At 60.6% G+C, this 14,158-nt stretch carries 11 protein-coding genes and 1 pseudogene; 7 read left to right on the forward strand and 5 right to left on the reverse strand.

What is annotated here, in order from left to right; translation table 11 throughout:
- Both IRZ31_RS14580 and IRZ31_RS14585 read right to left on the reverse strand, forming a co-directional pair.
- Positions 1-425, reverse strand: a pseudogene (locus IRZ31_RS14580) (hypothetical protein); the annotation flags it as partial.
- A gap of 264 nt (positions 426-689) precedes the next feature.
- Positions 690-1,469 carry a DeoR/GlpR family DNA-binding transcription regulator gene (locus IRZ31_RS14585; protein WP_297154885.1) on the reverse strand — a complete coding sequence of 260 codons (780 nt, stop codon included), beginning with the start codon at positions 1,467-1,469 and terminating at the stop codon, positions 690-692.
- 380 nt (positions 1,470-1,849) lie between these two features.
- Between IRZ31_RS14585 and IRZ31_RS14590 the strand changes: the two genes are divergently transcribed.
- The gene (locus IRZ31_RS14590; RefSeq protein ID WP_069803080.1) at positions 1,850-2,098 is read left to right on the forward strand and encodes a hypothetical protein; all 249 of its coding nucleotides are present in this window, start codon (positions 1,850-1,852) and stop codon (positions 2,096-2,098) included.
- A 197-nt stretch (positions 2,099-2,295) separates the two neighbouring features.
- Here the strand turns inward: IRZ31_RS14590 and IRZ31_RS14595 are convergent, their stop codons facing one another.
- Positions 2,296-4,689 carry a heavy metal translocating P-type ATPase gene (locus IRZ31_RS14595; protein WP_297154888.1) on the reverse strand — a complete coding sequence of 798 codons (2,394 nt, stop codon included), beginning with the start codon at positions 4,687-4,689 and terminating at the stop codon, positions 2,296-2,298.
- Between the two features lie 188 nt (positions 4,690-4,877).
- Between IRZ31_RS14595 and IRZ31_RS14600 the strand changes: the two genes are divergently transcribed.
- The 4 genes from IRZ31_RS14600 to IRZ31_RS14615 all read left to right on the forward strand — a co-directional run bounded on the left by IRZ31_RS14600 (position 4,878) and on the right by IRZ31_RS14615 (position 9,989).
- On the forward strand, positions 4,878-5,570 hold the full coding sequence (locus tag IRZ31_RS14600) for a hypothetical protein (RefSeq protein WP_297154889.1): 693 nt from the start codon (positions 4,878-4,880) through the stop codon (positions 5,568-5,570).
- A gap of 360 nt (positions 5,571-5,930) precedes the next feature.
- Positions 5,931-6,716, forward strand: a complete 786-nt coding sequence (locus tag IRZ31_RS14605; RefSeq protein WP_297154891.1) for an electron transfer flavoprotein subunit beta/FixA family protein — start codon at positions 5,931-5,933, stop codon at positions 6,714-6,716.
- Between the two features lie 14 nt (positions 6,717-6,730).
- A complete protein-coding gene (locus IRZ31_RS14610; RefSeq protein ID WP_297154893.1) occupies positions 6,731-7,702 on the forward strand; it encodes an electron transfer flavoprotein subunit alpha/FixB family protein in 972 nt (323 codons plus the stop codon).
- A gap of 145 nt (positions 7,703-7,847) precedes the next feature.
- Positions 7,848-9,989 carry a (Fe-S)-binding protein gene (locus IRZ31_RS14615; protein ID WP_297154895.1) on the forward strand — a complete coding sequence of 714 codons (2,142 nt, stop codon included), beginning with the start codon at positions 7,848-7,850 and terminating at the stop codon, positions 9,987-9,989.
- A gap of 419 nt (positions 9,990-10,408) precedes the next feature.
- On the opposite strand, the gene IRZ31_RS14620 is transcribed toward IRZ31_RS14615, so the two are convergent.
- Complete coding sequence (locus tag IRZ31_RS14620) at positions 10,409-10,606, reverse strand: hypothetical protein (protein WP_297154897.1); 198 nt, start codon at positions 10,604-10,606, stop codon at positions 10,409-10,411.
- Between the two features lie 55 nt (positions 10,607-10,661).
- Here IRZ31_RS14620 and IRZ31_RS14625 point away from each other — a divergent pair, with 55 nt between their 5' ends.
- The gene (locus IRZ31_RS14625; protein WP_297154899.1) at positions 10,662-11,150 is read left to right on the forward strand and encodes an Hsp20/alpha crystallin family protein; all 489 of its coding nucleotides are present in this window, start codon (positions 10,662-10,664) and stop codon (positions 11,148-11,150) included.
- A 339-nt stretch (positions 11,151-11,489) separates the two neighbouring features.
- The gene (locus tag IRZ31_RS14630) at positions 11,490-12,029 is read left to right on the forward strand and encodes a DoxX family protein (protein WP_297154901.1); all 540 of its coding nucleotides are present in this window, start codon (positions 11,490-11,492) and stop codon (positions 12,027-12,029) included.
- Positions 12,030-12,231: 202 nt separating this feature from the next.
- Here IRZ31_RS14630 and IRZ31_RS14635 read toward each other — a convergent pair whose 3' ends face one another.
- On the reverse strand, positions 12,232-13,707 hold the full coding sequence (locus IRZ31_RS14635) for an MFS transporter (protein ID WP_297154903.1): 1,476 nt from the start codon (positions 13,705-13,707) through the stop codon (positions 12,232-12,234).
- Positions 13,708-14,158: the final 451 nt, after the last annotated feature.

Genomic DNA, 14,158 nt, shown 5'->3' on the forward strand with positions numbered 1-14,158 from the left:
ACCTTCTCCTTCCCCCCTTCCAACGCCTCCAGCCGCCCCTCAACCTTCTCCATGCGCCCTTCTAACGCCCCTAGCCGCCCCTCAACCTTCTCCATGCGCCCTTCCAACGCCTCCAGCCGCCCCTCAACCTTCTCCATGCGCCCTTCCAGACCAGCCATGCGGTTCTCTAGGCTAGCAGTGCGCATCTCCAGTAGAGCCGTTCGTTCCTGCAGAGCGCGCACATCATCGCGGGTCGCCACCACCAGCGCCTCCAGGCGCTGAAACCGGGCCTCACTCTGGCGCTCGCAGTGTAGCTGATACTCAGCCAGCTGTCGAAAACTCACCTGCATATCGGCAGCCAGCCCTCTGACATCCGCACTAAGTACAGCAATGGCATGCTCCTGAGCACGAACGCGATCGGCTAGCCAGAACCGCTCTAGCGACATCCTCCGTCTAGCTCCCTTCTCTCAAAATAGATGGCCTGGTCACCACGTTGGCCCTGGTCAATACTCCCACAGCCTTGAGAAGAGGATAACAGATCCAGGCACCAAAAGCAAGTTCTCCAAAAGGATATCTTCATATTTCTTCTTAATACACAAGAAAGAGTGCATCAAAACTAAATAAAGCTTGCTTGCTTTCATTACAAGCAGGCAACGTCGCTGAATACGACAGGAAACAGAGAAGCAACCGGACAGCTGGGAGGGCCGAGGCTAGGCAAGAATGACCTCGATCCCTAGCTCGCGCAGACGAGTCAGCGTCTCGCTATCCAGCCCGCTATCCGTGATAATCGTATCGATGGCGCTCAGCGGCGCCACTGTTGTCAACATCACCTTACCGAACTTGCTATGATCGGCCACCACAATGCGCCGTCGCGCCCGCTCAATCATCGCCTGCTTCGTGCCGGCCTCCTCAAAATTGAACTCAGTCAGTCCATGTTCGATCGTAATCCCACCGACTGCGATAAAGGCTTTATCAACCTGAAAACTGCGCAGTGTTCGCTCAGCCAGATGGCCCACCAGCGACAGCTCGCTCGGGCGTAGCTTCCCTCCTACCACGATCACCTGAATCGCTGACTGATTCGCCAGTTCCAAAGCTGCCCGCAGATTCGTCACCAGCACCGTCAGATTGCGCTTCCCCTTGAGCGCGCGGGCGATCTCCAGCGTTGTCGTCCCCACATCAAGAATCAGGCTCTCCCCATCGTTGACCAGCTCTACCGCCTGCGCCGCGATGCGCCGCTTCTCTTCAGCATGCTCGGCCTCACGTGCACTAAACGGCGGTTCATAGCTAGCCCCGCGCAGGCTGATGGCCCCTCCGTGCACTCGCCTGATCAATCCCTGCTCTTCCAGCTCCTGTAAATCTCTGACCACTGTAATGCTAGAGACGGTAAAGCGCTGCGCCAGATCGCGCACCGAGACAACCCCACTCGACTCAATAATCTCAAATATCTTTCTTCTGCGTTCTTGCGCAATAATCTTGTTTTCTTTCTTCATTCAGTACTCACTCCCTGAGTTTGCTCACCACCGCTCCGCACATCCACCGGGCAGGCTGGCAGGCAAGACCAGGCATCATCTCCTTTCCTTGCCCACGTCTGACCGCCTTTCCACGCCCTATCGAGCATTGTATCATGTCCTGCGTCCCCACCAGGCAGCGTCATGCCGGCGCACCCCCTGAACGGTGATCACCAACGTGCCTATCCTTCTCCTCCTAAGAAGGAACGGCATCAAGAGAAAAAACAGCCAGAGCGCCACCCTTACCTAGAGCCACGTCTTGTGACGTCTTTAGAGCAGAGTACCAATCGCCGGCTGTCAAGAGATAGCCGGCGAAGTGCGTACTGCTCTGCTAAACTGCTGAGTTGAGATGAGGAGAAGATATGGCTAAAGTCGATATTCATGAGACAACAAAAGCTGCTCGTGATATGCAAGAGCAGTATTTTCGGACCACCGATCGTCTACCTGGCGAGATGTGGTACTGGGCTGCTCTGGTCTCGATCATTACTTCTGCAGTGCTTTTCGTAAGCGGTAAGCGTGATTGGGGACTGTTCGTCGGCCAGTGGCCACCGGCCTTCTTGCTCTTCGGCATTTTCCACAAGCTGCTACGCCCTGCGCGCAGCCAGTTCTAAGCCTAAGCGGCAAGTCTAGCCGTAATGCCCCATCGCTCTCACACCGTCGGTAGCAGACGGAAGAAGGAGAGAGCACAAGCGCCACTGCGGTCGGCAGCCGCTCCCTCTGGGGCTGACTGCAGTTCCCTCCTGGTCGCTTTGCTCTTCCTTCTTCCATCCCTTCTTAGGACGCATCAAGCACCAGCTCGGCCCATCGACTAGCGCCAGGCCCGCCGCCCGAAGCGACGCAGACGCAGGGCATTCCCAACCACAGAGACAGAGGAGAGGGCCATCGCCGCCGCTGCAAAGATCGGCGCCTGCTCCTTGAGGAAAGGAATCACTGGCGAGAGGATCGCTGTCGGAATGAGCACAACGTTATAAGCAAAAGCCCAGAACAGGTTTTGCTTGATAGTACGCAGTGTCGCCCGAGACAAGTCCAGAGCAGTGGCCAGACTGCGAAGATTTCCTTTCACCAGGACGATATCAGCCGTCTCCAGGGCAATATCGCTGCCGTTACCCATCGCGATCCCAACATCGGCCTGAGCCAGCGCTGGTGCATCGTTGATTCCATCGCCCGCGAAAGCTACAATCAGCCCTTGCCGTTGAAGGCGGCGCACTTGTTCGGCCTTCTCTGCTGGCAAGAGGCCGGCGAGCACGCGCTCGCCGGGAATGCCAACCTGCGCCGCGATCGCCTGGGCCGTGCGCGGATGATCGCCGCTGACAAGCCAGAGCTGCAACCCCTGGGCCTGCAGTTGACGTACCGCCTCAGCCGAGCCTGGTTTCAAGGTATCAGCCAGCGCCAGCAGGCCCGCCAGCCGCCCAGCAACGGCCACCAGCATCACGGTGTTCCCCTGCTGCTCCAGACGCTCCAGATCAACACGCACCTCCTCCAGTCCCAGGCCGCGCTCCTCCAGTAGGCGTGGTCCACCGATCAGCACCTCCTGCCCTGCCAGTACAGCCTCCAGGCCACGACCGGGCAAAGCCGTCAGTCGCTCTGGCCTGCGTTCCAAAGACAGGCCACGCTGACGCGCCGCCTCCACCACTGCGCGCGCGAGCGGATGCTCTGAGCCTTGCTCGACCTCGGCGGCCAGGCGCAACAACGCGGTTTCGTCCCACGGAGCCAGCGCCACCAGTTCAGTGAGCTGGGGCCTGCCGCGCGTTACGGTCCCTGTCTTATCAAAGAGCACCGCCTGCACTGCCTGAATACGTTCCAGGCTCTCGCCACCTTTGATCAGAATGCCCTGCTCGGCTCCCATGCCGGTGCCCACCATGATCGCCGTAGGCGTTGCCAGTCCCAAGGCACAGGGACAGGCCACCACCAGCACGGCCACCGCCGCAATCAAGGCCCTGATCCAGCCCGCAGCCCCCATGCCACTCATGGCTCCCATCAGGCCCCAACCCAGGAAGGTCAGAAGGGCAATCACCAGCACCGCCGGCACGAAAACGCCAGCCACCTGATCCGCCAGGCGCTGGACCGGCGCCTTGCTGCCCTGGGCCTGCTCAACGAGACGAATGATATTGGCCAGCAGGGTATCGGCCCCGACGCGCGTGGCCCGCATGGTCAACAGCCCATCCTGATTAATGGTAGCCCCAATCAGCGGCTCGCCTTCCCCTTTCTCTACGGGCAGGCTCTCCCCGGTGACCATTGATTCATCGACCGTCGAGTGACCGGCCACTACGAGACCATCAACGGGTATCTGCTCGCCGGGACGCACGATGAGCAGGTCGCCCGGCTTGACCTCGGCAATCGGAACCTCGCGTTCCTGACCCTCGCGCAGCACATGAGCACTGCGCGGCTGCAAACCAATCAGGCGCCTAATGGCCTGTCCGGCCTCACCCCTGGCTCGCGCCTCCAGGTAGCGCCCCAGGTAGATGAGCGTGATGATCAGGGCCGCGGTGTCGTAGAAAGTCGGCTCGTCCGCCAGCTGCGGCAAGACCGTAGCCAGCAAGCTCAGCAGATAAGCCGCCGTCGAGCCAGCCGAGATGAGCGTGTCCATCGTGGCCGCCCCATGCCGCAGATTCTTGAGGGCGTTGCGGTGAAATTCCCAACCAACCACTGCCCAGACCGGCGTGGTCAAGAGCAACAGCAGATAGTTCTCCCCAGGGAAACGGTCCATGAAGAACATGCTGAGCACAACGACAGGCAGCGAGAGCGCGACCGCCATCAGCAGGAGCCACAGTCGACGACGAGCCGCTCGTCGCTGAGCTTCTGCCAAGCCCGAGACCGCCGGCAGTCCCTGGCCCTCCTCGCTTTGAACCAGGGCACTCGCTGCTTCAGGACGAGTACCCAGCCGATCTTCAACCTCAGCTTCCCCCTTTGCCGTCTGCGCCAGAAGCGGCAGCGCCTCATAGCCCAGCTGCTCCACCTTCTCAACCAGTAGCGCCGGGTTAACCAGCATGGGATCATACACAACGGTGGCCTGCTCGGTGGCGAAGTTGACGCTGGCCTCTTTGATTCCTGGCAGACGCTGCAAACCACGCTCAATACGCCTGGCGCAGGAGGCGCAGCTCATGCCCTCCAGAGCAAGAGTGATTGAAGTCAGTTCTTCAGGCTCAGGTTGATCTATGGTGCGCTGCTGTCCATCAGGGCCAGACAGGTGCGTTGTTGCCATGTTGCCTCACTCCTCCTGCTTGACACTCACCCATACCCCCCCGGTGGGGGTCTACTAGAAAGGATAGCGCAAGAAGCAGCGCTTGTCAAATGTGCTGGACCCGCATCCGCTGGGTCCGCTCAGCCAGCTCTGTGTTATAATGAGAGAGCGATAAGCAAGCCAAGCGTATTCACAAGAGAGAGAGGAGCATGACCGCCCCCTCCCCTACACCCAGTCAGGCAAATGCAGGGCGTCGGATTCTCCGACGCTTCCGTGGCCTGCAGGCCCATCTACAACCGGGCGAAGAGCCACTAGAGAGTCGGCCTGTCATCTGGAACAGCCAGCAGCATGGCAGGGTCGCCTGTGACGCCATCCTCACCAACAGGCGTCTGCTCGGCTACTATCAGGTCCGGTTCCCACGTCCGCGCCTTTTCCTGGAGGCCATTCCCCTTACAGAGATCACCGCCATCACGCTGCGCATTCCCCAGAGCAGGCCACTTCTACACGAACTGCTGATCAGCTCTGGGGAAGGAAGTGTGTTGCTGCGCGCTCCGCGGCGCACGATCGACTATCTCTATGATTCCCTGCGCCGTCTTAGCGAGGAGAGCCGTCAGGGGCCAGGCCCCATTGCGACAGAGCAGGAGCCGTCGCCAATCCTTGCCTCTAGCAATCAGGAGGAGGCGGCCAGAGCGCAGCCGCCACACTTTGCCCGCCAGCAGCTTGCAGGGACCGCCGAGCGTTCGCCCACGGCCATCGCGGCGATCTTCGCCTGCGGCCTCATCCTTGAAATCATCGCTGTCTACCTCTGGCTAACCACCGGCAGCCTGGCCACCAGCCTGCCGCCCTTTGGGGCTGGCCTGCTGGCGGTGCTTACGGCCATCCTCGTCTATCGTCAGCGTTAAGGCTGGTCAGCGCGGGAGCGCTTCCTGCCTTTGCTCCCTGTGTTAGCTGGGAGAGCTTTGGCCGTTAGCTAGCAACGTTGACACGTTCTTTTTGCGACAGGTACAATACAAAGGGCCTGGTAAATACAGCGATTGGCCTGCTCGTTCTATCCATAGCGAGAGAATCTGTGCAGACGTAAGGCGCCCGGGGCAGTCCTCTCTTCTGACGAACGCAGACAGCACACGGCCCTTTTCCGACGGAGAATGGCAAAGAAGGCGCTGCCGTTCTTCTTTGCTGAGAAGGCGCCACTTTACGCAGTTGTAGGCTGTCTTGTGTCTTGCGCCTTTGCTCGCACATAGGTAAGATGAGGCAACAACGCAATGAAGATCTTCGTCTGTGTAAAGCAGATTCCAGACCCCAACACCGTCGAAAGCAAGCTTGACCCTGCTACCAAACGACTGGTGCGCACCGGGGTCTCGCTGGTGCTTGACCCGGGAGACGAGACAACGATTGCCGCAGCGATCAAGCTGCGCGATAGTCTCGGCAATAGCGAGCTGACGGCGATCAGCATGGGTCCAGCCAGCGCCCAGGAGGCCCTGCGGCGCGCCCTGGCGATGGGCGTTGATCGCGCAATCCTCATCAGCGATCCGGCCCTGGCTGGCTCGGATGTCCTGGGCACGGCGCGGACGCTGGCCGCTGCTCTCAAGCGTGAGAATCCCGATCTGATCTTCTGTTCAACCGAGAGCACCGATGGCTACACTGGCATGGTGCCCGGGGCGATCGCCGAGTTTCTGGGCCTGCCCCAGCTCACCTTCGCACGCGAGATCAACGTTGAGGGCACAAAGGCCGTGATCAAGCGCGTCACGCAGACCGGCTACGAGGTGGTTGAGAGTCCTTTGCCAGCAGTAGTGACTATCGCCAGCGGCTCTTTCGAGGCGATCTATCCAACGATGAAGGGCATCATGAGCGCGCGTAAGAAGCCCTTCAGCCAGCTGAGCCTGAGCGACCTCGGGCTGGACCCATCGCAGGTCGGAGAGGCCGGCGCACGCGAGCAGATACTCTCAATTGGGAAGGCTGAGGCCCGCGCCGCCGGGCAGATCATTAAGGACGAGGGCAACGCTGCCGAGATCATTGCCGACTTCTTGCAGCGTCACCAGTTGCTCTAGGAGGAGTGCAGGTTATGGCAAAAACGATCTGGGTCCTGGTCGAAATTGAGGATGGCCGGCCAGCTCGCTCGTCTCTAGAGGTGCTGAGCAAGGCGGCCCATTTGGGTCGCGCCGAGGCCATTGTGCTCGGCTCCGCCGCCGCGACGGTAGCCCCCTCTCTCGGTGAGTTTGGCGCCGAAAAGGTCTATGTCCACGCCGATCCTACCTACGATACCTACCTGACGCTCCCCGCCGTCGATACGCTGAGCGCCCTGCTGCAGCGGCAGCAGCCCGATCTTCTGCTCTTCCCCACCACCTACGATGTCCGCGATATCGCCGCCCGCTTGAGTGCCCGCCATAATCTGGGCCTGATCACGGATGCCACCGACCTCCGCTACGAGGGCGAGCGCCTGGAGGTGACGGTTCCCTGGGGCGGAGAGAACGTAGTGGTCGCAACCCATCCTTACCAGGGAACGGGGATCGTGCTGGCACGCCCGAAGGCTTTCTCGGTGGAGCGCTTCGAGGGCCGTCAGGCTGAGATTGAGCAGCTGACGGTGACCCTACGGCCCGAGTCGCAGCAGATGAAGATACTCGACCGCGTCGAGGTCCAGAGCGAAGGCCCCGCCCTGGAGGATGCCAGCATCATCGTGAGCGGTGGTCGCGGTCTGGGGAAGCCCGAGAATTATCGCCTGGTCGAAGAGCTGGCGACCGTGCTCGGTGGAGCGCCGGGCGCCACACGCGCCATTGTCGACGCCGGCTGGCTCCCCTACAGCTATCAGATCGGCCAGACCGGCAAGACGGTCAAGCCAACCCTCTATATTGCTTGCGGCATCAGCGGCGCAATCCAGCATCTGGCTGGCATGAAAGGCTCGAAGTACATTATCGCCATTAATAAAGATGAGCATGCGCCGATCTTCTCGGTAGCCGATTTGGGCATCGTCGGCGATGTGTTGACGATCCTGCCCCAGCTGATCGAGGAAGTGAAGCGGCGCAAAACCCAGCTCTAGCTGGCTCACGCCCGCTCGTTCTCGCTGACGCACAAGCAGGCAAGAAGCAGCATATTACTGCGGTGGGGCACGGCTGCCGCTGCGAAGCAGCAAGCAGGCAGATAGGCAGGGCGACGGGGCCCCGCCGCCTTTAAGGGAGGTTGTCATGGCACCCCCTGCCATTTCTCCAACCGGTGGGTGGATCGGGACGACCATTTTCGTGGTGATTTTCCTGGCGGCGCTGACAGTCTTCGGCCTGCGCGTCGGACAGCTGGTGACGCTGCTGGCCAAGGCTCGCCGTGAGGATCGCACCGACCATCTGGAGGAGCGCATCGGCGATTTCCTGCTGGTGGTGCTCGGCCAGAGCGGCGTCTTGCGCGATCCGATCCCCGGCCTGGCACACTTTTTTACGTTCTGGGGCTTTATCATTATTCAGTTCGGGCTGCTTAATCTGATCCTGGGAGCCTTCAACGGCTCGCTTCCGCTGATCGGCCACGATCATACGTTCGCAGCCCTGCTAGACCTCTTTGTTCTTTTCGTGCTGGTCTCGCTGATTGTCTTCGCGGTCCGGCGCGGCATCGTGCGCCCCCGGCAGCTATCGAGCCGCCTGCATGGCCCGTGGGACGGCTTCATTATCTTGGGCCTCATTTTCCTGGTCCTGCTGACCCTGGCCTTGGTTGAGACCTTCGGCTTCGCCGCCAGCCACGGCGAAGAGTGGTCGCTGCTCGGTTCCTGGTTCGGCCCTTCTTTCTATGGTCTGGGCACGGCGACCAATGTGGCCCTCTACCGCGTCTCCTGGTGGGCCCATATTCTGACGGTGCTGAGCTTCCTGGTCTATCTACCAGGCTCGAAGCACTTGCACCTGATGGCCACCCCCTTCAATGTCTTCTTCCGTAATTACGGCCCCCGCGGCGCGCTGCCGCTGCTGGAGAATCTGGAGGAGCGCGAGGACTACGGCGTTTCCAAGGCGGAGCAGTTTACCTGGAAGCAGCTGCTGGACGGCTATGCCTGCACGGAGTGCGGACGCTGCAATACGGTCTGCCCGGCGACGAATACCGGTAAACCACTGCTGCCCAAGGAGATTATCCTCGGCGTCAAGGAGTCGCTGCTGGACCGCCGCCATGAGATTGTGGGCGAACCGAATCTCTTCCAGAAGCTGCCGCTGGCTGATGTGCGCAGCAACGGCCATGAGGAGATTCAGCCGCTCGTGGGCGGGGTGATCAGTAAAGAGGCGCTCTGGGCCTGCACAACCTGCGGCGCCTGCATGGAGATCTGCCCGGTTTCAATTGAACATGTGCCCAAGATTGTGGATATGCGACGCTCCCTGGTCATGGAGGAGAGCGACTTCCCGCCCGAGGTGACGTCGCTGTTCAACAATATTGAGCGCAATGGCAATCCGTGGGAGATCAGCAACGATCGCCGCGCGGAGTGGGCCGCGGGCCTGGGTGTGCCGCTGATGGCGGAGAACCCCGATGCCGAGGTGCTCTATTGGGTCGGCTGCATGGGTTCTTTCGATCAGCGTAACCGCAAGGTGGCCACGGCGCTGGTGAAGATTCTGAAGGCCGCCGGGGTCAATTTCGCCATCCTCGGCCCCGAGGAGTCCTGTACGGGCGACCCGGCTCGCCGTATCGGCAATGAGTACCTCTGGCAGATGATGGCTCAGCAGAATATCGAGGTGCTCAATAGCTACGGCTTTAATACGGCTCAGACGGAGACAGCGACCGCCCAGAATGGCCACGATCACAACGGCCAGACCAGCCGCGCGCGCACGATCATTACGGCCTGCCCGCACTGCTTCAATACGATTAAAAATGAGTATCCGCAGCTCGGCGGCCACTATGAGGTGATCCACCATAGCGTTTTCATCGATCGCTTGATTAGGGAGGGCCGCCTGCAGCTCCCCGCCGGCTTCGATCACCGTAAGCTGACCTATCACGATCCTTGCTACGTTGGCCGCTATAATGGGGTCTACGACGAGCCACGCCGGGTGTTGACGGTGATCAATAGCAATGGGGTGACGGAGATGCGCCGCAACCGCAATAGGAGTTTCTGTTGCGGCGGCGGCGGCGGTCGCGCCTGGATGGAGGAGCGCATCGGCAAGCGGGTCAACCAGACACGCGTGAATGAGGCCCTGGAGACCGAGGCCGAGGTGCTGGCTGCCGCCTGCCCGTTCTGCATCATGATGTTTGAGGATGGCGTGAAGGGCGTGGAGGCCGAGGAACGCCTCCAGGTCGAAGATATCGCCGAGATCGTGGCCCGCGCTCTGGAGGAGGCCGCCACCCCTAGCACAGCCCGCGCCGGTCAGTAGTTCTCGTCTCAGCCCTGTTCGGTCTCTTTCATTCTCTCTCCTCCATAAAGGGGTGCCGCCGGGGCCCCCTGGATTCATCCAGGGGAGGAAGGCGGCCCCCTCTGGCTCTTTGCCGGGGGTTGACATAGCAGCCTCTCCTGGTATCCTTGCGCTATGAGGCTTCAAGGCACTGACCTGTGAGTCAGCAACGGCTTCGCCTCACCTGGCGGGGGGAGGGTCAACCCAGTCACCATGCTTTGCTGTCCTCCGGGGCAGTGGGCTGCTGTCAACCAGCCCTGAAGCCCGGGCCGCTGCGGCTGCGGGCAAGCCCCTGGCTTGAGCCGGGGGTCGTTGACTGTCTCTCCCCCGAGGCGCCCCGGTTGATTGAACCGGGGCGCTTCCTTTTCTCACCCCAGCTAGAGACAACTGTTAGAGTTGTGTTAGAAGATTGTCAGAAAACCGTTATATGACTTGACATTTTTTGTGAGATGAGCTATACTATGGTCGGACGAACGAAAGAGCGAGTGCCGGCGGACGCTGGAGGCAGCTGCCAGGATGATGACGGGCCTGATCTGGCGCCTATCCGGCGCCGCCTGGCAGGTGATGGTCGGTGGGGTGGTCGCGGTCTGGAAAGTCACAGGTCTCCTTTTCTGCAGGAGGAAGCGGATGCGGGTCAGTACGGAGGTGTGAGCGATGGCAACACTGCTGCCGTTTGATCCTTTCCGGGAGGCAATGAGCCTGCGGAAGGCAATTGACCAGCTCTTTGAGCAGAGCTTTGTCCGTACGGGTTGGTCGCTGGCCGGTCGCCAGAGTCCAATCGCACTGCTGGATGCTTACGAGACGGAGCAGGGTTATCGGGTGCGCATGCTGGTGCCTGGTGTGAAGCCAGAGGATCTGGATGTGAGCATTCAGCAGAATACGCTGACGCTCAAGGGCCAGTTGCCGGCCTTCGTTGGTTCCGATGAGCAGGTGCGCTGGCTGGCTCAGGAGATCACTCCTGGCCACTTTGAGCGCAGCATCACCTTCCCCAAGCCCATCGATGCCGATCATGTGGAATGCACCTACGAGCACGGTGTGCTGACGCTCTGGTTGCCGATTAGGGAGGAGAGTCGTCCGAAGCACATCAGTGTGCGCAGCGGCTCCGGTCAGCCGCTGACGGTCGAGTCAAGCCTCGCCCGATGATCGCTCGTTCACTCACTAGCAGCGCTGAGTGCAGGGGCCGCTCCGAACGCTGAGCACCGCCCCTGCACCCCACTGGGCGGCTTCAGATGCCACGGTTTCAAGAGGGGTCGCCCTTGTCTGACGGCTTTGGTCAGGCTACTTGTCTTGTCCATCATCTCTTATTGGCCTTTGCTCTTCAGCAGACTGGCCGATTGCCGGCGCTCGGTAACCCCGTGCGCGCCGACCTGTAGGCTATGCCTCTCTGCGTCGGCTAAGCGGGAAGCAAGCCGGCTCTGGCCTGACAGTCTGCCTGGTCTGATCTGACGTAACCTGGACGTCTAAGGAAAGGAGGAGAGGACCATGAACGCACTTCTTGCCACCGGTCTCTTGCTGTTGCGTCTGACGCTTGGTCTCATCATTATGGCTCACGGTGCTCAGAAGCTGTTCGGTCTGTTTGGCGGTCATGGGCTGCGTGGCACAGAGGAGATGATGAACAGGCTGGGTCTGCAGCCGGCTCCCTTCTGGGCCTGGGTTGTGGCCCTGGGCGAGTTTGGTGGCGGCTTGCTGGTGGCGTTGGGTCTGCTGACGCCTCTGGCGGTCTTGCTCCCGATGGGTTCGATGCTGGTGGCGATCGCCAGGGTGCATTGGGCTAAGGGCTTCTGGAATAGCCAGGGCGGCTTTGAGTTCAATCTGGCCCTGCTGATGATGGGCGTGGTGCTCGGACTGACGGGCGCTGGTAGCTTCTCGCTCGACCAGGTGCTCAACTTCGCTCCGCCTCAGCCGCTGACCTTCCTGATTGGACTGGTTGTTCTGATCGTGCTGCTGCTGATCCTGATCCCACTGGGCAATATGCTGGCCCGACGTTCGCAGGAGCCGGCACAGGGCACAGCCCACTCCTGATCAGAACGGATCGGCAAGCCGCGAGCCTCTGAGAATCTGCCGGGCAGGCGATGATAGCCAGCTGTCTTGTCTGCCCGGCATCTTCTTCTTTGTGCCGAGAAACAGGAGGTCTCACCGGGTCAGCTCTAGCCGGTGAGGCCTCTCTTGTTTTTGATCGACGGCCAAATCGCACCAGCGATGCAGCTCGCTTCTGTCTGTCTGCCTACTCCTGGCGTTCGGAGGCCGTGGGCTGTAGCGGTGTGCTGGCAAGACCCGTCAGCTGTGGCCCCTTGCCAGCCCGTACCAGCGAGCAGGCCATAGCCAGCAGACAGATCAGGGCTGAGGCAAGGAAGGCGTGATCCATCGCGGCAGTGAAGGCCCGGGCGATAGAGGACGCCAGATGCCCGACGGTACCCAGAAAGACGCTGGCTACGAGAGCCGGTGGCATAGAGACAGCGGCCACGTCCAGAGCGACGGCAAAGCTGAAGATCATACCGACGTTGCGCAAGGTGTTCAGGGTAGCCGAGGCAACGCTCAGGTGGCTGCGTGGGGCGGCGCTCATGGCGGTGCTGGTGTTAGGCGACCAGAAGAAGGAGCCGCCGATGCCCATTAAGGCCAGGATAAGGGCCAGTTGCCAGTAGGGTGTGGTCGGCGTCAGCAGCCCAAGCAGCAGCAGGGCGAGAGCTTGAAGGGCCAGGCCAATGGTGGCCGGAATGGTCCCACCAACGCGGTCGGCCCAGCGCCCTCCCAGCGGTCCTACGAGCGAGATAAAGAGAGGCAGCGGGAGAATGAGCAGGGCCGCAACCAGCGGCGAGTAGCCACGCACGCCTTGTAAATAGAAGATGACCAGGAAGTTAACGGCGAAGACGGCCAGCGATTGAAGCATGGCCGCCAGGACCGAGAAGGCGTAGACACGGTTGCTGAACAGATGCAGGTTCAGCATGGGATAGGCATAGTGGCGCTCACGCCAGAGAAAGGCGAGCAGGGCGATAAGGCCAATGAGGAGCAGCGCCACAATAAGGGGCGAGCGCCAACCGACGCTGATCCCTTCCAGAAGACCAAAGAGGAGACCCACCAGACCGACGCAGAAGAGGAGGGCGCCGAGGATGTCGAAACGCTCCCGCTGCTGACGCGGGGCGATTTCGTGCAGGAGAAAATAGGCGGCAAGCATCCCAACCAGACCGACGGGCAGGTTGACAAGGAAGATCCAGCGCCAGCTGGCTAGCGAGAGAATGAGACCGCCAAGAACGGGGCCGAGGACGCTGCCGGCTCCCCAGGTGATGGAGTTAAAGCCCATCGCTGTGCCGCGCTCGCCCGGGGGAAAGACTTCGGTGATGATGGCCATAGCGTTGGCATTCAGCATGGCCCCCCCAGCCCCCTGCAGGACACGGGCCGCAATCAGAAAGAGATCGTTGGGAGCCAGACCGCAGAGCACAGAGCCAATGGTGAAAACCAGAAAGCCCAGGTTATAGAGGCGGACGCGGCCAAACATGTCGGCCATTCTGCCAAAGGAAAGTAGCAGAACAGTGCTGATCAGCAAATAGCTGGTAATCACCCAGGTCATACGCACCAGGTCAGAATGGAGGTCCTGCAACATAGCCGGCAGGGCAAGGATGACAATGGTCGAGTCAATAGCGACCATCAATGAGCCGAGGGTGACAACCGACAGCGCGATCCATTTGTATTCCAGCTTCTTCATGGTGCGGTGCCCATCTTCAATCAGGTCTGCCAATCAGGCACAGGCAGGCCACTGGGACAACCCAGCCGCAGGCAGCCACTTGCCTTCCTCCTGGCTGCTTGCTTCACGAGCCTAACTTTCGGCGATCGGTTACTCCGCTCGCACATGATAGTTGCTGGCGGCATGCCCACTTTGCTGCCCGCCCGATGCCGGGTGCGGCGGAGAGCAGTAGATCGCTATTGATGATTGGCTCCCCCCGCATCTCCTTTCATGATAGCACAAAGCGATCGAAGATTGCCGATGCTTGCGCTCGCTTTGAGCGATTTTGCTCGTGAGAACTTTTTTAGAGATTTTTACGATTTTCTCTTGTTAAGTAGATATCGTTATGTATTTCAGCTGTTATAGTGAAAGGCCCTGGATGAGAGTTCTGTCCCTGGCCCTGCGTCGGGAGAGGCGCAGCCCTGGACTGCAC

This window comes from Thermogemmatispora sp., assembly GCF_019683635.1.
In the GTDB taxonomy this organism is placed as follows: domain Bacteria; phylum Chloroflexota; class Ktedonobacteria; order Ktedonobacterales; family Ktedonobacteraceae; genus Thermogemmatispora.